Source organism: Candidatus Eisenbacteria bacterium, assembly GCA_005893275.1.
Taxonomy (GTDB): domain Bacteria; phylum Eisenbacteria; class RBG-16-71-46; order SZUA-252; family SZUA-252; genus WS-7.
On sequence record VBOW01000031.1, the window covers coordinates 1 to 20025 of the forward strand.

General features: G+C 66.1%; 21 protein-coding genes. 13 read left to right on the forward strand and 8 right to left on the reverse strand.

The window, feature by feature from the left end; translation table 11 throughout:
• Window positions 1–566: 566 nt before the first annotated feature.
• The gene (locus E6K76_07040; GenBank protein TMQ58653.1) at window positions 567–1181 is read left to right on the forward strand and encodes a hypothetical protein; all 615 of its coding nucleotides are present in this window, start codon (window positions 567–569) and stop codon (window positions 1179–1181) included.
• A 7-nt stretch (window positions 1182–1188) separates the two neighbouring features.
• The gene (locus E6K76_07045) at window positions 1189–1923 is read left to right on the forward strand and encodes a hypothetical protein (GenBank protein ID TMQ58654.1); all 735 of its coding nucleotides are present in this window, start codon (window positions 1189–1191) and stop codon (window positions 1921–1923) included.
• Here the strand turns inward: E6K76_07045 and dapF are convergent.
• Genes dapF through E6K76_07060 form a run of 3 tightly spaced genes read right to left on the reverse strand, consistent with a single transcriptional unit; the run spans window position 1883 to window position 4338 of the window.
• Window positions 1883–2713 (reverse strand): diaminopimelate epimerase, encoded by an 831-nt coding sequence (gene dapF, locus E6K76_07050; GenBank protein TMQ58655.1) that lies wholly within the window; start codon window positions 2711–2713, stop codon window positions 1883–1885. The two genes, E6K76_07045 and dapF, sit on opposite strands and share 41 nt — an antisense overlap.
• Window positions 2700–3347, reverse strand: a complete 648-nt coding sequence (locus E6K76_07055; GenBank protein ID TMQ58656.1) for a hypothetical protein — start codon at window positions 3345–3347, stop codon at window positions 2700–2702. Before E6K76_07055 ends, dapF begins: the two co-directional genes overlap by 14 nt.
• The gene (locus E6K76_07060; GenBank protein TMQ58698.1) at window positions 3337–4338 is read right to left on the reverse strand and encodes an esterase; all 1002 of its coding nucleotides are present in this window, start codon (window positions 4336–4338) and stop codon (window positions 3337–3339) included. The genes E6K76_07055 and E6K76_07060 overlap by 11 nt, the downstream gene beginning before the upstream one ends.
• A gap of 140 nt (window positions 4339–4478) precedes the next feature.
• On the opposite strand from E6K76_07060, the gene E6K76_07065 reads away from it, so the two are divergent.
• Window positions 4479–5642, forward strand: coding sequence for a glycosyltransferase (locus E6K76_07065; protein ID TMQ58657.1), 1164 nt, complete (start codon window positions 4479–4481; stop codon window positions 5640–5642).
• A 301-nt stretch (window positions 5643–5943) separates the two neighbouring features.
• Here the strand turns inward: E6K76_07065 and E6K76_07070 are convergent, their stop codons facing one another.
• Window positions 5944–7098, reverse strand: coding sequence for a hypothetical protein (locus tag E6K76_07070; GenBank protein ID TMQ58658.1), 1155 nt, complete (start codon window positions 7096–7098; stop codon window positions 5944–5946).
• A 204-nt stretch (window positions 7099–7302) separates the two neighbouring features.
• Here E6K76_07070 and E6K76_07075 point away from each other — a divergent pair, with 204 nt between their 5' ends.
• The 5 genes from E6K76_07075 to E6K76_07095 all read left to right on the forward strand — a co-directional run bounded on the left by E6K76_07075 (window position 7303) and on the right by E6K76_07095 (window position 11006).
• Window positions 7303–7494 carry a hypothetical protein gene (locus E6K76_07075; GenBank protein ID TMQ58659.1) on the forward strand — a complete coding sequence of 64 codons (192 nt, stop codon included), beginning with the start codon at window positions 7303–7305 and terminating at the stop codon, window positions 7492–7494.
• 111 nt (window positions 7495–7605) lie between these two features.
• Window positions 7606–8292 carry an HAD family hydrolase gene (locus E6K76_07080; protein TMQ58660.1) on the forward strand — a complete coding sequence of 229 codons (687 nt, stop codon included), beginning with the start codon at window positions 7606–7608 and terminating at the stop codon, window positions 8290–8292.
• Between the two features lie 18 nt (window positions 8293–8310).
• Window positions 8311–8670, forward strand: coding sequence for a holo-[acyl-carrier-protein] synthase (gene acpS, locus E6K76_07085; protein TMQ58661.1), 360 nt, complete (start codon window positions 8311–8313; stop codon window positions 8668–8670).
• A 1-nt stretch (window position 8671) separates the two neighbouring features.
• Window positions 8672–10312: an NAD(P)H-hydrate dehydratase gene (locus tag E6K76_07090; GenBank protein ID TMQ58662.1), complete on the forward strand. Its 1641-nt coding sequence runs from the start codon at window positions 8672–8674 to the stop codon at window positions 10310–10312.
• Window positions 10299–11006 (forward strand): class II aldolase/adducin family protein, encoded by a 708-nt coding sequence (locus tag E6K76_07095; GenBank protein TMQ58663.1) that lies wholly within the window; start codon window positions 10299–10301, stop codon window positions 11004–11006. The genes E6K76_07090 and E6K76_07095 overlap by 14 nt, the downstream gene beginning before the upstream one ends.
• Before the next feature lie 9 nt (window positions 11007–11015).
• On the opposite strand, the gene E6K76_07100 is transcribed toward E6K76_07095, so the two are convergent.
• Complete coding sequence (locus E6K76_07100) at window positions 11016–12197, reverse strand: PDZ domain-containing protein (protein TMQ58664.1); 1182 nt, start codon at window positions 12195–12197, stop codon at window positions 11016–11018.
• Between the two features lie 81 nt (window positions 12198–12278).
• Complete coding sequence (locus E6K76_07105; protein ID TMQ58665.1) at window positions 12279–12701, reverse strand: YjbQ family protein; 423 nt, start codon at window positions 12699–12701, stop codon at window positions 12279–12281.
• Between the two features lie 113 nt (window positions 12702–12814).
• On the opposite strand from E6K76_07105, the gene E6K76_07110 reads away from it, so the two are divergent.
• The 5 genes from E6K76_07110 (at window position 12815) to E6K76_07130 (ending at window position 17255) form a co-directional block, all read left to right on the forward strand.
• Complete coding sequence (locus E6K76_07110; GenBank protein ID TMQ58666.1) at window positions 12815–13213, forward strand: GNAT family N-acetyltransferase; 399 nt, start codon at window positions 12815–12817, stop codon at window positions 13211–13213.
• Window positions 13214–13264: 51 nt separating this feature from the next.
• Entirely contained in the window at window positions 13265–14596 is a 1332-nt protein-coding gene (locus E6K76_07115; GenBank protein TMQ58667.1) for a glutamine synthetase, read from the forward strand.
• The gene (locus E6K76_07120) at window positions 14583–15167 is read left to right on the forward strand and encodes a TlpA family protein disulfide reductase (GenBank protein TMQ58668.1); all 585 of its coding nucleotides are present in this window, start codon (window positions 14583–14585) and stop codon (window positions 15165–15167) included. The genes E6K76_07115 and E6K76_07120 overlap by 14 nt, the downstream gene beginning before the upstream one ends.
• Before the next feature lie 10 nt (window positions 15168–15177).
• A complete protein-coding gene (locus E6K76_07125; GenBank protein TMQ58669.1) occupies window positions 15178–15918 on the forward strand; it encodes a cytochrome c biogenesis protein CcdA in 741 nt (246 codons plus the stop codon).
• A gap of 188 nt (window positions 15919–16106) precedes the next feature.
• Window positions 16107–17255, forward strand: coding sequence for an HD-GYP domain-containing protein (locus tag E6K76_07130; GenBank protein TMQ58670.1), 1149 nt, complete (start codon window positions 16107–16109; stop codon window positions 17253–17255).
• Window positions 17256–17279: 24 nt separating this feature from the next.
• On the opposite strand, the gene E6K76_07135 is transcribed toward E6K76_07130, so the two are convergent.
• Window positions 17280–17738 (reverse strand): ATP-binding protein, encoded by a 459-nt coding sequence (locus E6K76_07135; protein ID TMQ58671.1) that lies wholly within the window; start codon window positions 17736–17738, stop codon window positions 17280–17282.
• A 57-nt stretch (window positions 17739–17795) separates the two neighbouring features.
• Entirely contained in the window at window positions 17796–20015 is a 2220-nt protein-coding gene (locus E6K76_07140) for a GAF domain-containing protein (GenBank protein TMQ58672.1), read from the reverse strand.
• Window positions 20016–20025: the final 10 nt, after the last annotated feature.

The following is a 20025-nucleotide window of genomic DNA, read 5'->3' on the forward strand; positions in this document are numbered from 1 at the left end:
GGCTCGCAGATCATGCATTACATCGAAGCGTCCGATGCGGCGTCGGGTTACCGCCTCGCGATCGAAAACGGGCTCCCCGGCGACGACTATCTTCTCGCGGACGACCGCCCCGCCACGCTCGGCGCGTTCCTGGGGCTGGTCGCGAGGGAAATGGGCGCCCCGCCCCCGCAGCCGATCCCCGAGGAGGACCTGATCCCGGTGCTGGGGGCCTGGACCGTCGAGGCCTACACGTATTGCCCCAAGGTCGACAGCTCCAAAGCCCGCGTGCGGCTCGGGTGGTCTCCGCGCTACCGCACGATCGAGGAGGGGGTCCCCGTGGTCGTGCGCGAGTTCCGGCGCACGGCCCAAGCGCTGGCCGTCTAACCGACGGCTCTTTCGAGCCACCGGCCCCGCAAAATTCCCCAACCTGGGATCCGCCTCCCCAGGGCCCTCTTTCGTAATCCCCTCGAAAAGCTAGGGATGCCGGCCGACCCGTGGGGGCACGCTCCATGCGCTACGCGAAGGCGAGACAAGGTGCCTCGATGGAGGGGCGGATAGGGCTCGCAAGCGGTGACAGAGGAGGCGGCATGAAGCATCGGTGGAGGACAACGGCGGGGCTCGCGCTCGTGGCAGGAATCGGCCTCGCGCTTGCCGGGTGCGCCCGGTCGCCGCTCGCGGTTCCGAACGGAGGAGCTGCGGGGACGTACGCATCACCTCCGATCATCACGGTCTCCTCGGATGGGACGCTGGGCTACGTCCCGGCTCCCGTCGGCATGGCGGCGGAGGGAGCCCTGAGGGGCGGGCGCCTGACCTCCCGATCGCTGAGTGTCTCCGCCACGGTGGAGGGTGCGCGCGGCGGCACGATTCGAGCCGGGCGTTTCAGCGTCCAGATTCCCGCCGGCGCGTTCAGTGGCTCGGCCACGGTCATGGTCTCCATGGCCGATTCCACGGTAATGATGTGCGACCTCACGATCTCGCCCAAATCGGCGAACGTGTTCAAATATCCGGCCGTGTTGACCGCGGATCTCTCCGGGACCTTGGTCGACACCTCGACGTTCCCTTCCACCGTCACGGTGTACTGGTACGACCCGGTCCGGCGCGTTTGGGTGAATCTGGCCGCCCAATGCTGGGTATCCGGCTCGTCCGTTTCGGCCTCTCTCGATCATTTTTCGAAATACAGCGCCGGCAAGGCGGGCTGGTAAAGGGACCATGGCACTTATCGAATATGTCGCGCTCGTCATCCTGGGAGGGCTCGTGCTTGCCTGGGAGGCCTGGGCGCCCGGTCAAGCGGGTGCCGAGCCCCTCACGCTGCTCTTCTGGGTCCTGGCGAATATGCTGGGCGAGCTTCTCTGGCTTCCGGCGCCCAAGGAGCGGGGCTACCTGAGCATGGCGACCGCCGCGAACTTCGCGACGCTCCTCATCCTTCCCGTTTCGCTCGCGGTCACGGTGACGGTGCTGGCCGGCGCGCTCGTGGACCTCCTGTTCCGGCATCGGCGCTGGTATCAGGTTCTCTTCAACGCATCCGTCTGCTGCATCGCGGTATTCTCGGCGTCCCACGTGTTCACCTCGGTGGGCCAGGGAAGGGATGGGCTCGAGAACCTGCTCTCACCGCTCAACGCCGGCGCGCTCGTGCTCTCGGCGCTGACGTACTTCCTGGTGAACACATGGCTCGTGACGGGGGTCGTGGCGCTCGATCAGAAGTTGAAGCCGTGCCCCGTGTGGGCCACGACGTTCGCCTCGCCCCAGGAAGTCTTGGGCTCCTTCGTCCTCTTCACCTTGGGGCTCCTCTTCGCGGCGCTCTTCCTCGCGTGGGGCTATCTGAGCGCCTTTCCGGCCACGATCGCCACGTGCTTCGTGCGGGGTGCATACAATCGCTACGTGGAGGCGCGGGGGGCGCCTCAAGCTATTGCATCTCGAGCAGACGCTGCCTCAGGTCCGGGCTGAGCGTCCCGACATAGACCTCTTCGGCCGGGCCGGTCATGATGAGACTCAAGTCGGACCCGACCTCGACTTCCAGCTGCCCCCCTTCCATCAGCACGGTTACCTTTCCATCGACAAGGCCCCGGTCGAAACACGCCGTCGCGACGGCGCACGCGCTCGTGCCGGAGGCGAGCGTGTGCCCCGCGCCCCGCTCCCAGACGAGCGCCCGCGCGCTGGCGCGGGATTCGGCGGCGGCGATCTGCACGTTGATGCGCTGGGGGAATTGCGCATGTCGCTCCACCAGAGGACCGATCGCGAATAGGCGCTCGCGCGTCAGGGGCTCGCCGAAAATGACGCAATGCGGGTTCCCCACCGAAACCACCGTCACGTCGAGACGGCGGCGCTCGATCGCGAGCGAGCGAATCGCGCGATCGATGCTCGCCCGCCCCATCTCGAGCCGCACCGCGTAGACCCTCCCGGCCCGCCGGTAGACCTCGGTCGTGACCGGCCCCGCCGCGGTTACGATCACAAAGGTGCTCTCGATCGTGTAGCCGTGGTCGCTCAGGAATTTGGCCGCGATTCGAAGCCCGTTCCCGCTCCGTTCCGCTTCCGAGCCGTCGGGGTTCCAGATCCGGGCGAAGAACCCATCGACGCGTTTCGTGACCTCCAGCACCCCGTCGGAGCCCAAGCCCAGGTTCCGATGGCAGAGGAGGCGTACCCGCTCGGGCGTGAGCGGGATTCCGAAGCGCTCGCCGTCCACCACGATGTAGTCGTTCCCCAGGCCGTGTCCCTTGACGAAGTCAGCTCCGAGCATCGTCGGATTCCAGTCCGGCGGCCGAGAGCGCCTCCCGGACCACCGCGTCCCCCGCCATGGGAGCGCAAAGCTCGATCGCCTCGCGCACGCCCGCGCGGGTGCCGCCCACGTGGATCGCGCCGATCGCGTGAGAGCGGAGCTGGCGCCACATGCGCGAGGTGGCGAGGATCGCCACGATGCAGTACTCGCGCGTGACGGTGTCGAGCCCGGGGCGGGAAAGCGTCTTTCCGTAGCCCTCGAGAATCATCCAGGAAGCGAGGTCCGGGGAGAGATCCCGCATGGTTTCCATCAGCTTGACGTAGTTCTTGCCGTAGACCCGCCGGCAGAGCGACTCCCCGGCGTGATTCCACTCGGATGGATTGGCCGGCTTCTCCGGACCCGGGCGCGCGCCGTGGCGCGCGAGCACGGGCTTCGCGGCGAAGAAGGCCTCGATGGCATGCGGGAATCCGAGGAAAAGATAGGATTGGAGGAGTGTTTCGTAGACCGCCTCGGGGGCGGCTCCTTCCCGGAGCGCCTCCGCCGCGTGATCGGCGGTCCCGGAGGCGTCCCCCGCCGCGATCGCCGCTGAAAGAGAAACGAGCCGCGCTTCGGGGGGACGTAGCGCTCGCGCCCGCTTGCCCGGGTCAGCGGCCAAGGGCGTGGGACAGCTTGGGCAGGGTGACGTCCATGCGGTATGGGATATTCATGTGGCCGTCCTCGAACTCCTCGTACTCATGGGGGACCCCCAGCGCTTCAAGCCGCTTCACGAAACACCGCGCGCCCAACTCGAGAAAGTATTCGTCCTCGCGGCCGCAGTCGAGAAAGAGAAGCCGGAGTTTCTTCAGGCTCTCGGCGTGCCGGTCGACCAAATAGAGAGGATCCCATTCGAGCCAGCGCTTCCACACGTCCTCGTGGATCGCGCCGGTCTCGAGATCGAAGGGGAGGTCGCAGTAGGCCGGCGGGACGGCCACGTTCGGCGAGTAGGCGGCGCTCATCGCGACGATATTGAGCGCCGCGATGTCTTCATGGCGCTTCCGAGGCGATCTGCGGAGGTTGCTCAGCCAGGCGGCAAGGCCGCCCCCCTTGCGGATGGTGCGCAGCGCGGGAGCGAAATCGCGCTTGTAGCAGTGTTCGAAATAGATGTCGCCGCTGTGGCAGACGACCGCGCCGAAGACATCCGGGTGGCGCATGCCGAGCCTGAGCGCGCCGTAGCCGCCGCTGGACTTGCCGATCACGCCGCGATGCTCCGGGGCGGAGAGTGTCCGGTACCGGGAATCGACGAACGGCACCAGCTCTTGGATGACGTGGTTCTCGTACTCGCCAAGCGCGGGAGAATTGACGTACTGGCTCCCGCCCAGGTGGGTGAAACAATCCGGGAGCGCCAGAATCATGGGGTTCGTCCGGCCGTCCGCGATGAGGGAGTCCATGCGGTCTCCGATACCGGGCATCCAGGGGCTGTCATTCAGGAGCATCCGCCCGCGTCCGGTAAAACCGCTCAAACACCACGCGACGGGGTAGCGCTCGCCCCCGTGTTCGTACCCGGGCGGGAGGTATAGGTAAAGATCGCGGGCGTCGGGATCACCCGGAAGATTCCCTCGCAGGACCGAGCTTTCCACCCGCTCGCTTCGAATCCTGCCGCGCGGGATTTCCATGCCGGGAGCCTATGGGCGCGAAGCACGTGTGTCAATTCGAGGCCGTGCTGTTAGAGTAGCCGGATCGACATGACGATCGCGACCGGAACGCATCTCGGGCCGTACGACCCCCGGCTGAAGAGCTTCCGGGTCTCATGACGGGTCCCTTCTTCACGACCGCAGGGATCGTGGTAGCGGCACTCTACTGGCTCGAGGCGGGCGTGAGCGCCGTCCTCGGCAATCGCTGCACCCCCGGTCTCGGAAGCGTCGAGCCTCTCCCCGACGAGCGGCTCCCTTCCCTGAGCATCATCGCCACCGCGAAAGATGAAGCGGAGGGGGTCGAACAGGCCGCACGCTCGCTCCTCGCCCAGGACTATCCCCACGTCCGGACGATCATCGCGGACGACCGCTCCACGGACGCGACCGGCCGAATCCTCGACCGCCTTGCCGCGGAGGAGCCCCGGCTTCACGTGCTCCATGTCGGGTCCCTTCCCGAGGGGTGGATCGGAAAATGCCACGCGCTCGCCCTGGGCGCCGAAGCGTCCGACTCCGACTGGATCCTTTTCACCGATGCCGACGTCACCCTGGCGCCCGAAGCGGCCCGCCGCGCGGTCTCCCTCGCGGTCCGCGGCGGATGGGACCACGTCGCGGTCGGGCCGGACATGCGCATCGAAGGCCTGGGCGAGGCCGTATTCATCGCGGCGTTCGTCGTCATTTTCAACGCATCCCTGAGGCCGTGGCTCGCGTCGGATCCGCGTCGGAGGAACGCAATCGGGATCGGCGCCTTCAATCTGGTGCATCGGGACGCGTATCGCCGGGCGGGAGGCCATGCCAAGATTCGCTACGAGCTGCTGGACGATATCGCTCTGGGCAAGATGTTGAAGGAGAGCGGAGCGCGGCAGGTCTTCGCGAGGCACGATGGACTGGTAGCCGTGCGCTGGCACGAGGGGGTTTCCGGGCTCGTGCGCGGGGTCGAGAAGAATGCGTTCCCGGCGGCGCGCTACAACGTTCTCCTAGGGCTCGTCGCCCCCTGGGTCCAGCTCGCGCTGGGATGGGCGCCCCTCATCGGACTCTTCTTGCCGGGCCCCTCGCCCAAGATCGCCGCGCTCGCCGCCTGGGCCGGAGTCTTTCTCTGCTATCGCGAAGCGGGGCGAAACGTGAACATCCGGATCTGGCAGGCGATCCTCATGCCCGTCGGGGTGACGCTTTTTCTTTACTCCTTCGTCCGCTCGATGATGGTGACGCTGAAGCAAGGAGGCGTGCTCTGGAGGGGGACCTTCTATTCACTCCCGGAGCTCCGGCGGAGGATGATTCGGTGAGGGCGCTGTGGTCTGTCGTGCAAAAAGAAACCCCCAAAGTTTTACCTTTAGGGGTCCTCGCCGCGCACCATGGGGGGTCAGGGCTGAAACGATGCGCGGCAACGAGTGATTACCACGCACACGACATGCCAATTTTTCGGGCAACCACGACGAACCCTCAAGTTCTTTGTGAAGGCGAGATAGAGCCCGCTCGCGCCTGGATGAATCGAGCCGCGCCGGAAGGGACTGTCGCATCGCGTACAAGCCTCGTACCTCCCGGTACGTGGCGCGCGGGGCGATCGCCGCATCGAGGCCGGGACTCCTAAGCTTCGGGTGCGGCGATTTCCTCCATAGTTTTACGGAGGAGTTCGGACGCTTCCCGGGCGATCGGTTCGAAGTTTTCCGGCTTCGGGAAGCGGATCGCCACCGACGCTGGAATCGGAATGATCCATTCCGCGAGGGGTGTCCCGAGTGCTCGCGTGAAGATCCCCGCGGGAGTCGGCCACGGCGCGGCGGGCCAAATCTCGGGGCCCTCGGAAACCGACTTCGCGAGTTTGATCTGAGCCTGGATCGAGGGATGATGGATGCCGATGCGATCCCAGAGGAATCCTTCGGCGATCTCGACCCTGGTTCCCCCTGCCAGCCGCCGAGCGCGCTGAAGGAGATCGGCGGGCTCCATGCTTTCAACCGTCTCGAACACAAGCCAGGCTTGTGGGCGGTCCGGATGCCTGACTTGTGGGACCACGACCTGACCCCGCGGATCGAAGAGCGCGCTTTTCAAGCGTTCCTCCCCTGCGCCGGGGAAGGGTCCTGGATCGTCCGAGGCCTCCTCGAGGAAGTCGAGCGCGTCGCGATTTTGTCCGAGCTTGCGCAGCAGCTCGAAGTCTAGAGGCCGCGGACCGTACGCCTCCGCCCGCAGCTCCTCGATCATCCTGTCGCGGATCCGGTACGGATTCGCCCCGGCATCCCAGATCCCGAGCACGACGCGTCCCCTCGCCCCCAGGTAAATGCGCCTTCTCCGCGGCGCCCGAGGTCCGATCCTGAGCCAGAACGCCGCCTTCGCTTGGAGCCGCGGCCGATACTCGGTGAGGAGCTCGGCGAGCATCAAGGATCCTTGCGTCGCGGCCGGAGCCACCACCAGGGCCGCGGGGATCGCTTCATCCGGGTTCGAGCCGAGACCCGCCAGGGAGGCGACGAGGGCGAGCCGTTCCGCCCCCTCGATGGCCGCGGGGAGCACCGGAAGCGACTCGGCGTGCCACGCCGCGAAGAGCAGAACGCGGGGGGTCACGCCGCCAGGTGGCACGAGAAGAAAGAATGGCACAACCCACTTCTTTTCAATGAGTTCGAGCGAGAGCGCTTCGCCCGCCCACTCGAGCCCCTTGCGCGCCTCGGCCACCGTGAGCTGCGGAAGGGTTTCTCGTGGAAGGGACAGAAGAGGCTGCAGGGCCTTGATGTAGTTCGAGGCTTCGAGTGGCATCGACGCGGTTGAGCCTGGGTTCGGTGGGGAATCAACCCTGTTTGAGTGGGCCGCGAGGCATCATAACCCAGCCAGATTGTTGGAAAATCGCAATTTGACTTGACACCCGATTTCTTGGAGTTGGACTATCAACAATATGGTCGCTCGCGAGGCGGAATTCCCTCGAGGAGCGAGCCGGCCTTGTGTGGGGGGAGGAGTGGGGCGATGGAAGTAAAGCTACCCGACTGCCGGAAGTGCAATAACGGGGTTCTGATCCCCCTGTCGGACTACGGCAGGGATGGCGCTCCGATCACCTTCAAAGCCTGGGTCTGCACGAATCCTAGCTGCGGGTTCAACATTCGCATCGATAACGGCGAGATAAGCCTGGGCAAGATGGTGGGCCAGTCGCAGAAGTAAGCAAATCCGAAACGTGAAGGACAACGCCCGAGTCGGGTCCGCCACGCCGATGGGTGAGCCAATGCCGCATCGCTCCCTCTCGGCGTCTTTCGTTCTCAGGAGCCCGCTTCCTTGATTCGAGCCATCATTTTCGACCTCGACAATACCCTCACCGACTTCATGAAGATGAAGCGCGCGGCGATCGACGCGGCCGTGGACGGCATGATCGACGCTGGCCTCAAGCTCTCGCGCGAGGAAACCTCCGAGAAGATCTACCGCGTCTATGATCGCGAGGGCATCGAGTACCAGCAGGTGTTCGATCTCTTTCTCAAGGAGGAATTCGGCGGCATCGATTACAAGCTCCTGACGAGCGCGATCGTGGCCTACAGGCGCGCGCGCGATTCCTACCTCGTGCTCTATCCGCACGTGAACCTGACGCTGATGGAAATCTTGAAGAGGGGGCTCAAGCTCGCGGTGGTATCCGACGCGCCCCGGCTCCAGGCCTGGATGCGCCTCGCGCAGCTCCAGCTTCAGCACCTCTTCGACCCGGTCGTCGCGTTTGAGGACACGGGCGAGCGAAAGCCCAGCCCGAAGCCTTTTGAGCGGGCCCTTGAGCTTCTCGGCGTCACGCCCGCCGAAGCGATCATGGTGGGGGACTGGCCGGAACGGGACGTGGTCGGCGCCGCCAAGCTCGGGATCCGGACCGCCTTCGCGCGCTACGGAGATACGTTCGGCACCGAGCATTCGGGAGCCGATTACGATCTGAGCGACGTATACGAGCTGGTGGAGATCGTGGATCGACTGAACGGCACGGATTAGGACGGCGACCTTATGGGAATGGTATCCGTGGGCGTCGACATCGTGGAGGTGGGCCGAATCGCGGGCGCGATCGACCGCTGGGGGACGCGTTTCCTCCGGCGCATCTTCACCCAGACGGAGATCGACTACTGCAGCGAGAAAGCGCGCGCCGCGGAATCCTTCGCGGTCCGCTTCGCCGCGAAGGAGGCCTTCGCCAAAGCGCTCAAGATCGGGCGGGTCTCGATCTGGCGTGAGGTGGAGGTGATTCGAGGCGAAGGTCCACGGCCGAGCGTGCTTCTCCACGGCGCCGCGCGCGAGCTGGTCGGAGCCCGGCGGGTGGACCTCTCGCTGTCGCACGCGGCTACCCACGCCGTGGCGGTCGTGCTGGTCGAGGACTGACGTGCGTCTGCCGAGCGGGCAGCGCTTGGTCACCGCCGGGGAGATGGCCGCTATCGATCATGCCGCGATCTCGGGCATGGGAATCCCATCGCTCACGCTCATGGCGCGGGCGGGAAGGGAATCCGCGCACGCGATCGTGGCATGGTGGCGCGGCGTCACGGGAACCCCGGACCGACTCCACCGTCGCTCCGTGACGGCGGCGCGTCCGCCGCGGGGGCGCGTGATCGTGCTTGCCGGGCGGGGCAACAACGGCGGCGACGGATTCGTCTGCGCGCGGCACCTCAAAGCCGCGGGCTTTACGGTGCGGATCCTCGTGGCGGGAGAAGAGAGCTCGCTCTCCGAAGACGCTGCGGCAAGCCATGCCGCGTGCGAGCGGGAACGAATGCCGGTGACCTTCCTTCCGGACCCCCGCGCCTGGGGTGAGGGGAGCGAGGCGGCCCACGCCGCCCGCCAAGCGATGTTCCTGGTCGACGCCCTGCTGGGGACCGGGAGCCAGGGCGCTCCGCGGGGCGCCGTGGCGGCCGCGATCGAGATGGCCGAGGGGAGCGCGGTGCCGATCGCCTCGATCGACATCCCGTCCGGTCTCGACGCGACGACCGGGTACCGCGAGCACCCCTCGATCAAAGCGGATCTCACGCTCACCCTGGGGCTTCCCAAGCGCGGCCTCACGATCGAGCCGGGCCGCTCGAGCGCGGGGTTGGTGCAGGTCGTGGACATCGGAATTCCCCCGGCCGTGGTGGCCGAGATGATCCCAGGCATGCTCGTCGCCGACCCCGACTGGGCGCGGTCGCTTCTGCCGTCGCGCCCGATGGACGCGCACAAAGGCTCGGTGGGGCGCGTCCTCGTCGTCGGGGGCAGCGCCGGCATGATGGGCGCGCTGGCGATGGCCAGCGAGTCCGCGTTTCGCGTGGGAGCGGGTTATGTCGTCGCCGCGGTGCCGGTGAGCTGCGTGGATCCGCTGGAGTCGCGTGTCGCCGAAGTCGTCAAGCGGGGACTCGCGGAAACGCCGGAGCGGTCGCTCGCCCTGGGCGCGCGGGAGGAGATCATCGCCGAGGCGATTCGCGCCGACGCGGTCGCGATCGGCCCGGGCTTATCCAGGAGTCGCGAATCGCAGGAGCTGGCGCGCGAGCTGCTCGAGCGCGTCGAGGCTCCCATCGTGCTCGATGCCGACGGCCTGAACGCGTTCGAAGGCCTCGGCATTCATCGCATGCACGGGCCCTTGATCCTGACACCGCACTACGCGGAAGCGGCACGGCTCGGCGGCCAGTCGATCGCCGAGGTGGCGCGCGACCCCGCCGGATGGGCGAGGCGTTTCTCGGATGAAAGCCGCGCTATCGTCTGCCTGAAGAGCACGCCGATGATCACCGCGTCCCCCGCCGAGCCTCTGATCCTGAACGCGACCGGCAACCCTGGAATGGCGACCGCCGGGGCGGGGGACGTGTTGACCGGAACCATCGCCGGGCTCGTGGCGCAGGGCGTCGACGCGGGAGAGGCGGCCGCCTTGGGATGCTACCTTCACGGGCTCGCCGGGGACGTGGCGGCGCGCCGGCTCGGAATGCGCGGGCTCATCTCGGGCGACATCATGCGCGCCCTGCCTGCCGCGATCACGGCGCTGGAGAGCGGGGCCCTTGCCGAAATCTAGACGGGGCTCGGGCGGCGGCGCCGGGGAGGGAGGCGCCGCCGGTGGGCGCGAGCCCGGGATCGGCTCGGGAGTCGGCCGGGCCGCGGCCGCCGCGCGCGTGCAGGCGGTCCGCACGGCGCTCGCGCACGACCTGATGCGGGCCGGGCGCGTGCTCGAGCGCCGCGGGATGATCGTCGCCTCGGAGGGAAACCTGAGCGCGCGGATCACCTCCGACCGGATCCTCATCACGCGGCGCGGCCGGCGCAAGGGAGACCTCACCACCCGGGACTTCGTGGATTTGTCGCTCGGCGAGCCTCTTGATTCCCAGGCGCGCGCCGCGGCGTCCACCGAGCACCGGCTGCACCTCGCGGCCTACGCCGCCCGCGCCGACATCGAGGCGCTCGTGCACGCGCACCCGGCGGGGCTGTCGGCGTTCGCCGTGCGGGGCGAAGCGCCCGACCTGCGTGCCCTGGATGAGGCGCGCGACGTGATCCATGCGCTCGCGGTCGTGCCGTACGCGCCGTCGGGGACCGATACCCTGGCGAGGGCGGTAGCCGATGCGCTGATCGGGTCGGGGGGCGCTCCGGCCTGCGACGTCCTGATCCTGAAAAACCACGGCGCCCTGGCCGTCGGAGGCAGCGTCGAAGAGGCGCTCACCCGGCTGGAGATCGCGGAGCACCTCGCGATCACGTTGCTGCTCGCCGAGCGGCGCTGATCCCCGCGCTCAGGCGCCGATCGCGTGCCTGATCCGGGCGATCTGCCCCAGGTGCTCTTCGCTGTGGGAATGAAAATCGAGCGCGGTGAAGGCCACGCGCCCCCAGCGCGGCTTGAACGAAACGACATCCGCGGGAATGTGCGCGATCAACGCGATCGTCTCCACCTCATCCCTGCGGATGCGCTTCAATAGCTCGCGAACGGCGGGACGCCCTTCCAGCACGCCGGCGATGCGCGCCGGATTCGTACACGCGTCGCGGTCGATTCCAGGTCGTTCGCCCCGCGCCGCCTCGTCCAGCCACGATTGGAGCATTCGCTCGGTAATCGAGAGGTGGGCGAGGAGCTGGGCCACCGACCAGGCTCCTGGCCGTTCCGGGCGGTAGGCGTCCTCGTCCGATAAACCGTTCACCGCCTGTTCGAGCTTCTCGTCGGCTTCCAGGACGGCATCCCGCAGGGCTCCCAGGAGGCGAGCGGGGAGCGGCGGCGGCTGTCCTCGCCCGCTTCGCGATCCCACGGTCACCGAGACCGAAACCTGCGCTCCGTTCCGGACCGCGTCGCAGCGGACGACGTCGCCCGGTCTCAAGCGCTGAATTCGCCTCACGAGATCCTGCCCGTTTCGAACCGTCTCGCCGTCGAGGGAGATCACGATGTCGCCCGGTTTCAATCCCGCATTCTCGGCGGGTTCCCCCGGCAGAACGGAGCCCAAGCAGACACCAATCCCGGCGGGAACGCCGCTTATCGGACGCTCGGCCGGCGCGATATCGCGCGGGCCGATCCCCATGACCGCGCTCCCCGCCTCGCGGAGGTCCACCCCACGCTCCCAGACGGAGCGGAGGTTCTCGAGCGCGTCGCGCCAGGGCTCCTCGTTCTCGGAGTCCGGATCCGCCACGCGAACCCGGGTCTCGGCTCCAGATAGCTTGACGAAGTCGACCTCGATTCGGGCGTCGTCCCCGCGGCGCGTGGGCCGGAGGACGATCCGGCGCCCCTCGACGAGGCGCTCCACGGTCGTATCCAGGCGTATCCCAAACGTGCTGCGGACGATGTACGCCCCCCCGACCCTCAGATCGATCTCCACGGCGTCCCCGAACCAATAATGCAGATGCTCGGGTTTCGTGACGGCGTGCCACATCTCGATTGGGGGATGGCCGACGATCGTCTCGGCGCAGCGGGCGGATTGCAGGGGCGGAGACATGGCTGGAGTTTGGGCGAAACCTGGCGGCGAATGCCATGCCAAAAATTTCGCGTGGGGATCGTCCGGAGGGCTCTCGCAGAGTCACTCACCGATGATCTTGATCAACACCCGTTTGGAACGGCGGCCGTCGAACTCGCCGTAGAAGATCCGCTCCCAGGGACCGAAGTCGAGCTTGCCCGCCGTGATCGCGACGACGACTTCGCGTCCCATGATTTGACGTTTGTGATGCGCGTCCGCATTGTCTTCACCCGTGCGATTGTGCCTGTAGCGCTTCGGGCTCGGATCGTATGGAGCAAGCTCCTCGAGCCAACGCTTGTAATCCTCGTGGAGTCCCGGTTCGTCGTCGTTGATGAACACGCTCGCGGTGATGTGCATCGCGTTCACGAGACAGAGACCTTCCCGCACCCCGCTTTCGCGAACCGCTTCCTCGACTTCGCGAGTGATGTTCACGAAGTCCATCCGGGTGGGAACGTGAAACGAGAGCGTCTTCCGGAGATGCCTCATCCCGATGATTATAGGGCCACGCGCGCGCGCGCGATGCGAACGATGTTGACGCGCCGTGCCCGTGCGGCTATTGTTCCGCCTTGCCGCACCCCGCGAACACACCGCTTTCACCGATGCCGATCGACATCACGGATGACCGCGCGCGAGTGGATGTCATGCAGCTGCTCGAACTGTACAAGACTACCTGGTGGGCGTTGAACCGTTCGCCCGAGGACGTGAGCAAAGCGCTCGGCCATTCCCACCCGGTCGTCTCCGCGTGGGACGGTGCCCTGCTCGTCGGCTTCACGCGCGTCATCTCCGATCGGACGTACCGGGCCACGATCTGGGACGTCATCGTCCGCCCGTCCCATCAAGGGCGCGGGATCGGAAAGGAGCTCGTGGAGTTCGTGTTGAAGCATCCGGATCTCAAGTCGGTTTCGAATTTCCTTCTGCTCACGAAGGACAAGCATGCCTTCTATGAACGCTTCGGCTTCGAATCGGAACGGGAGATGGCGATGATATTGCGGAGGTAACCGCCCGCGCGGTGATGTGTCGCCCACACGGACGAAGGAGGGAGACCGAGGATGGAAAGTCTGAAGTCGACGAAGGAGATCGTGAAATTCTGCGAAGAGCGGGGCGTGGAGATGATCCATCTCTGGTTCGTCGATATTCTCGGACAGCTGAAAAGCGTCGGCATCACGCTCCGGGTCTTGGGCGAGGCTCTGGAGGAGGGTGTCGGGATCGACGGTTCGTCCGTCGAGGGGTTCGCCCGTATTTACGAGAGCGATCTCGTGGCGATGCCGGATCCCGACACGTTCCAAATGCTCCCGTGGAAGGTAAACGGCGAGCACGTCGGCCGCCTGATCTGCGACATCCAGAACCCGGATGGGAGCCCCTACCCGGGCGACACGCGGCACGTCCTGAAGCGCGCGCTCAAGAAAATCGAGAAACTGGGCTACACCTTCTATCTGGGCCCGGAGCTGGAATATTTCTATTTCAAAGGCGTGGGCGATCGCACGCTCCTCGATTCGGCGGGCTATTTCGATCAGGTCCCGGACGACATCGGAACCGAGCTTCGCTCCCGCACCGTCGAGGCCCTCCAGGCGATGGAGATCTCGGTCGAGGCGTCGCACCACGAGGTCGCCTCGAGTCAGCACGAGATCGATCTCAAGTACAGCGAAGCGCTCAAGATGGCGGACCAAACGATCACGTACCGCTACGTCGTCAAGGAGATCGCGCGCCAGGGGGGGTACTACGCCACCTTCATGCCGAAGCCGGTCTACGGCGAAAACGGCAGCGGCATGCATATCCACCAATCCCTATTTAAGGCCGGGAAGAACCTCTTCTTCGACGCCAAGGACAAGTACCACCTCTCGAAAACGGGCCGCTCCTACATCGCCGGACTCCTGAACCACATGCCGGAGTTCGCCTCGGTCACCAATCAATGGGTGAATTCGTACAAGCGCTTGGTGCCCGGGTTCGAGGCGCCCGTCTACATCGCGTGGGGGCAGCGGAACCGCTCCGCCCTGGTCCGGGTTCCCATGTACAAGCCGGGTCACGAGAAGGCAACGCGGGTCGAGCTTCGCTGTCCGGACCCCGCGTGTAATCCCTACCTCGCCTTCGCGATCTGCCTCGCCGCGGGCCTCCGGGGGGTCGACGCCAACGCGGTGCTTCGCCCGCCGGTCGAGGAGGATATTTACGAGATGAGCGCCCACGAACGGGGCGAAATCGGCATCCGGAGCCTTCCCGGAAGCTTGATCGAAGCCCTGGATCTGACCGAGAAATCCAAGCTCGTTCGGGACGCCCTGGGGGAGCACGTGTTCACGAAATTCGTCGAGAACAAGCGGATCGAATGGGACGCGTACCGGACGCGGATCACGGACTACGAGCTGGAGAAGTACTATCCGATCTTGTAATCAGCAGAGCCGGATCAGATCGCGCGGCCCGGCGGCGCTCGCGCGGCGGGCGTGTTTGGCAGCGCTCATCGCGGCGCTCGCCCTCCCCTGGGGATGTGCACGCCAGGGAGGAGAGCGGGGCCAGGCCGGCGTCTCGGCGGAGGCGGGAACGGTCGGGTCCAAGGCGCCCGATTTCGCGCTCCCCGACCTCTCCGGCAAGACCGTGCGGCTCTCGGATTTCGAAGGCAAGGTCGTGATCCTCGATTTCTGGGCGACGTGGTGCCCGCCCTGCCGGGATGAGGTGCCCGACTTCGTCCGCCTTCAGGCCAAATACCGCGAGAAGGGCTTGGCGGTGGTCGGTCTCTCGCTCGACGCGGAGGGGGCGAAGCTCGTCCGACCGTTCGCCGAGGAGTTCAACGTGAACTACGCGATGCTCCTCGCGAACGAAGAAACCACGCGACGATTCGGAGGGATCGTGGGGATTCCCACGACGTTCGTGCTGGACCGGACGGGCCGGATCGTCAGGAAGTTCATCGGGAAGACGGATCTGAAGGTGTTCGAGGAAACCATCCAGCCCCTCCTGGCGACGTAGACGAACCGACATGTTCGAATCCCAGGTCAATCAGGTTTCCCTTCTCGCGGCCTTTTTCGCCGGGCTTGTCTCCTTCGTTTCGCCTTGCGTCCTGCCGCTGGTTCCCTCGTACATCACCTTCATCACCGGGGTTTCCTTCGACGAGCTGACCTCCGCGAGCGCGGCTCCGCGCGTCCGCCGTCTGACAATCATCCATTCGCTGGCCTTCATCCTCGGCTTCTCGCTCGTGTTCGTGGCGCTCGGGGCGACGGCCACGGTGGCGGGACAATTCCTCCGGGAGCACCAGGACTCCCTCCGGAGGGCCGGCGGCGCGCTCATTATCCTCTTCGGGATTTTTCTGACCGGCCTCGTTCCCATTCCCGCCCTGTCGCGCGAGCGGAAAAAGCAGCTCACGACGAAGCCGCTCGGCGTGTTGGGATCGGTGCTCGTCGGAATCACGTTCGCGGCGGGCTGGACTCCGTGCATCGGACCGATCCTGGCCTCCATCCTCATCTACGCGAGCACGGCGAAGACGGTCGGCACGGGGGTGGTACTCTTGTCGGTGTACTCGCTGGGTCTGGCGGTGCCTTTTTTTCTCTCCTCGCTCGCCCTGAACTCCTTCCTCGCCGCATCGCGCAAGATTCGCGGTCAGCTCCGCACGATCGAAGTGGCCAGCGGGGTCGTACTGATCCTGTTCGGCGTCCTGCTCGTCACGGACCTCTTCCCGAGATTCGTTTCCTTCCTATCCCGCTTCCTTCCGGCGGTCGGTTAGGCCGCTTCGAGCCGAACGCCCGCCCTCCCGCGCCGGCCGCACGGGGCCCCCGAGCCGCCGCTAAATATTCCCTGCCCTTCTGCCGATTGAACTAAGGCGGAGGACCGGGGGGTGTTCCTCCGACGAGGTAGGACCGCCGCGCACCCGATCCGCTCCGGCGACCCTTGCGCGCTCCGGGGGACGAGGCCATGCAGACCAAGACCCAAGCGACCCAACCCCTTCTCTCGGGCACCCCGGCCGATCTTCCGGGGCCGCTTCCCGCTCTCCAAATGCTCAATCAGGTCGCGCGCTCGCTGGGCTATGTCGAGGGGCCCAGATCGCCTTTCCTTGCGGTGATCGAGGGGGTACGGACGCTGCTCCACGCCGACGGGGTGGCGGTTCTCGTTCGGGATCCCTCGGGGGAGTACCGATTCCACGCCGCGCAAGGCGGGCTCGAGGAGTGGCGCGATTACACGCTTTCCGCTCCCGGCTCGCAGCTGCTCGAGACGCTCCACTCGCGCGATCGCATTACTCTTTTCAAGCGAAAGCAAAGGAGCCCCTGGTCGCGTGAATTCCTCCTGGCCGCCAAAATGAATTGGGGAGCGCTCGCGCCGATCCGCGTGCGGGACGAGAAAGTGGGGGCGCTCCTCGTCAACAATCGCGAGGCGGTAAACGTCCGCGCCGAGCACATCGAGGCCTTCGAGAACCTGGCAACGTTGGCGGGGGTCGCGGTTCAGGAAGTGCGGGTGCGGGAAGGGCTGGAGGACCTCTTCATGAGCGTGATCGTCTCGCTCACGATGGCGCTGGAAGCCAAGGATCCCTACACCGAAGGCCACTCGGTGCGGGTGGCCGCCTACTCCGAGGCGATCGGAAAGCAGCTCGGGCTTCCCCCGGCGACCCTGGATATGATCCACCGCTCCTGCCTTCTCCACGACATCGGGAAAATCGCAGTCGACGAGACGATCCTCGCGAAGAAGGGTCGTTTGAACCAGATGGAGAGGGAAAAGATGGACATGCACGTCTTGATCGGTGAAAACATCCTTCGGCCGATCGCGCTTCTCCATCCCCTCCTTCCCGGCGTGCGTCATCATCACGAGCGCTTCGACGGAACCGGGCATCCGGATGGACTCCGAGGCGAGGCCATTCCGATCGAGGCGCGGATCATGGCGGTGGCGGACGCGTTCGACGCGATGACCTCGAACCGCCCCTACCGGGAGCCGCTTCCCGAGGAGGAGGCGCTCACCGAGCTGCGGCGCGCCGCGGGAGCGCAGTTCGATCCCCGGGTCGTCGCCGCCTTCGAGCAGATCTACCCCGCCGTCAAGAGAACCTTGGAGCACCTGCGGCCGCGTCGCGGGTAGCGGCCCCCGTTTTAGGGGAGTCGATCATCGCGCCGCGACGCGCCGGGCTTTCCGCAGCCGAACGGTGGTTCCGTGATCGCCGCGCGTCTCGAAGGTCACCTCGTCCATCAAGGCACGCATGAGAAAAAGCCCTCGTCCGTGGGGATCGAGGAGATTGGACGGGTCGGTGGGGTCTTCGACCTTGGAGGCGTCGAACCCGCTGCCGTGATCGTCCACCCGCACCGCGATTTCTCCCGGGCTCACCCGAAAAACGAATGTGACCGTCTTGTCCTCGGCGAAGACGTTTCCGTGCTGGATCGCGTTCGTACCGGCCTCGATGACCGCGATGGTCAGCGCGTTCACGGTCTCATCGTCGAGCGCGAACTGCCCGGCGATTTCCCCGATCAATCCATGGACGAGAGAGAGAAGCTCGAGGCGGCTGCCGATGGTGAGGGTGATGGTGCCGCTTTCATCCTTCGAGGGTGTCGGCTCGGCGGCTCCCATGCTGGCTACTGTATCAGAACCTCAAACGGCTTCGCCAACGGAATGCCCCCCGGCCTCTCAAAGCACCTTCAACGCGACGAGGGTAATGTCGTCCGCCTGCTCCGCACCTTCGGTGAACCGGGATAGATCGGTGGAAATGGCCTCCAGGAGCTGGCGGGCGGTCAAGTCCCGGGGGAGCTCCGCCGCGAACTGAAACAGCCGTTCCTCCCCGTAGTCTTGCATGAGGCGGTTGCGAGCGTCGGTGATCCCGTCCGTGTAGAGGATCAGAGCGTCCCCCGGCCGGAGCGGCGTGCTGGTCTCGGCGTAGACAAACTCGGGGCGGATGCCGAGCGGGATTCCACCGAAATCGAGGAGGCGGCCCTCGCCGCTGGCCGGGAGCAGAATGGGATAATTATGCCCGGCGTTCGAAAACGACAGGCTGAGCCCCTCGGTGGATACCCGTGCCAGAAAGCAGGTCGCGAACCGGTCGTCCGGGGTCGCGTCGTACACGAGACGATTCAGACGATCCATCATCTCGCGAACCGGCTTGCCGTCCTGCGCCTGGGTGCGGACGGAAGCCTGCACCATCGACGCGAGGAGCGCCGCGGGCACGCCCTTTCCGGCGACGTCCGCGATCGTGACCAGGTAATTGTCGGAGCCCAGGTCGACGATGTCGTAGTAATCCCCTCCGACCTGCTTGTTCGGCAGGTTGATCGCCGCGATGCCGAAGCGCCCCATCTCCGGCAGGCGCGTCGGCAAGAACTGCTGCTGGATGCGGCGCGCGACCGCCAGCTCCTCTTCGAGAAGAGATTTCGCGAGGTTCTCCTCGTAGAGGAGCGCGTTCTTGAGCGCCACGCTCGTTTGATTCGCGAGCGTCTGGATGAGGGAAACCTCTTCCGCGGTGTACCGCGTCTCCGTGATCTTTCGCCCCAGCGAGATCAGGCCGAGAAACTGCCCGGCGTGCCGGAGTGGCAGCAGGAGGTAGGGGCCGGTGTCGAGAAGCGGCTTCATGGCGGCGACCCCTTCCCCCGAAACGAGGTCGCGCAGTTCCTCCCGGCGCAGGATGGGCGTTCCGAGGGTCAGCTGATCGAGTCCTGCTCGCGGAATCGACGCGATCGCGCCGAGGTCGACGCCGCCCCCGAACCCGCGCACGACCGGCTCGTGCGCCGAAGGCGCGATGAGAAGCACGGTGGTACGGGCGGCCACTCCCTCGCGGAGTGTTTCCAAGACCATGTCCGCGAGCACCTTGAGGTCGAGCACGGTGAGCACCTCGCCGCTCATGTGCCGAAGGAGCGTCCGATGATCGCTCTTCTCTCGGAGGAAAACGTGCTCCAGCGCCTCTTCGAGCCAGGAGACGACGGGTTGAAACAGCACGAGGGCGATCAGCAAGATTGCGGTCTCGAATACGGTGACGTCGAACCCCGCGACGGTTTCCAAGTACGCGTCGAGCTGGCGGATGATTGTGAGATAGACGCTCACGAGGAAGGCTGAGGTCAGCGCGTAGAGGATCGATTTCCGCGCGAGGAGCTTGGCGTCGAGGAAGCGGTACCGGACCATCGAGTAGGCGATTCCGGCCGATCCCAGGACGAGCGCGGCGACGATGAGTGTGGAACGGGTGAGCGGGGGCCAGGTCTGGTTGAAGAGAGTCGGGATCGGAACCGCGATCGCGTAGAGCCCCGCGCACGAGGCGAGGCCTATGAAGATGGTGCGAAGCTGGACGCGGATCCGCGCGTGGGTCGCCCGACGGTAGCTCAGCCACAGCAGCGTGAGCGCGGCGACAATGTAGAGCAGATTCACCGCCGAGAATAGGATGACGTGGAAGCCGAGCGTGAGCTCGGTGGGGACCCGCGCGATATGCATCACGGTCGCGCCGATCGTGTTCCTCGCGAGCCACGCCGTCAGCCGTCCCGTGAGCGCGGCTTGGGTTTGCACCACCATGATCGCGAGATGGAACGCGTGCGGGGCGAAAATCCATAGCGCGGCGAAGGGGACGCGCCGGACGAGCCTGTTTTCGGATGGGAACACGCAGGCAAAGTAGAGGAGCGAGGGGAAGAACAGCTCCCAGAGATAATTGAAGGAGCGCAGGAGGTCGGTGCTCCCGGTGCGCGCCGCGGCTCCCGCGCCCTCGAGGATGAATCCGATCGCGCCCAGAACGGAACCGAGCCCGCCGAAGGAAAGCATCAGGGCGGTGGCCCGGTTCGCCTTTTCCCGCGGCGCCTCGCGCAGGATCACGATTCCAAGCAGAATGACGAGGCCGCCGACGATGAGGTAGAGCGTCGCGACCGTGAAGCCGTACATGGAGACGCCT

What these genes read in the sequence shown, in the direction of transcription:
- E6K76_07105 (TMQ58665.1), bottom strand. Translation starts at nt 12,701, where the DNA reads ATGAGGCATCTCCGGAAGACGCTCTCGTTTCACGTTCCCACCCGGATG.
- E6K76_07070 (TMQ58658.1), bottom strand. Translation starts at nt 7,098, where the DNA reads ATGCCACTCGAAGCCTCGAACTACATCAAGGCCCTGCAGCCTCTTCTG.
- E6K76_07130 (TMQ58670.1), top strand. Translation starts at nt 16,107, where the DNA reads ATGCAGACCAAGACCCAAGCGACCCAACCCCTTCTCTCGGGCACCCCG.
- E6K76_07075 (TMQ58659.1), top strand. Translation starts at nt 7,303, where the DNA reads ATGGAAGTAAAGCTACCCGACTGCCGGAAGTGCAATAACGGGGTTCTG.
- E6K76_07125 (TMQ58669.1), top strand. Translation starts at nt 15,178, where the DNA reads ATGTTCGAATCCCAGGTCAATCAGGTTTCCCTTCTCGCGGCCTTTTTC.
- dapF (TMQ58655.1), bottom strand. Translation starts at nt 2,713, where the DNA reads ATGCTCGGAGCTGACTTCGTCAAGGGACACGGCCTGGGGAACGACTAC.
- E6K76_07115 (TMQ58667.1), top strand. Translation starts at nt 13,265, where the DNA reads ATGGAAAGTCTGAAGTCGACGAAGGAGATCGTGAAATTCTGCGAAGAG.
- E6K76_07040 (TMQ58653.1), top strand. Translation starts at nt 567, where the DNA reads ATGAAGCATCGGTGGAGGACAACGGCGGGGCTCGCGCTCGTGGCAGGA.
- E6K76_07065 (TMQ58657.1), top strand. Translation starts at nt 4,479, where the DNA reads ATGACGGGTCCCTTCTTCACGACCGCAGGGATCGTGGTAGCGGCACTC.
- E6K76_07135 (TMQ58671.1), bottom strand. Translation starts at nt 17,738, where the DNA reads ATGGGAGCCGCCGAGCCGACACCCTCGAAGGATGAAAGCGGCACCATC.
- E6K76_07110 (TMQ58666.1), top strand. Translation starts at nt 12,815, where the DNA reads ATGCCGATCGACATCACGGATGACCGCGCGCGAGTGGATGTCATGCAG.
- acpS (TMQ58661.1), top strand. Translation starts at nt 8,311, where the DNA reads ATGGTATCCGTGGGCGTCGACATCGTGGAGGTGGGCCGAATCGCGGGC.
- E6K76_07100 (TMQ58664.1), bottom strand. Translation starts at nt 12,197, where the DNA reads ATGTCTCCGCCCCTGCAATCCGCCCGCTGCGCCGAGACGATCGTCGGC.
- E6K76_07045 (TMQ58654.1), top strand. Translation starts at nt 1,189, where the DNA reads ATGGCACTTATCGAATATGTCGCGCTCGTCATCCTGGGAGGGCTCGTG.
- E6K76_07140 (TMQ58672.1), bottom strand. Translation starts at nt 20,015, where the DNA reads ATGTACGGCTTCACGGTCGCGACGCTCTACCTCATCGTCGGCGGCCTC.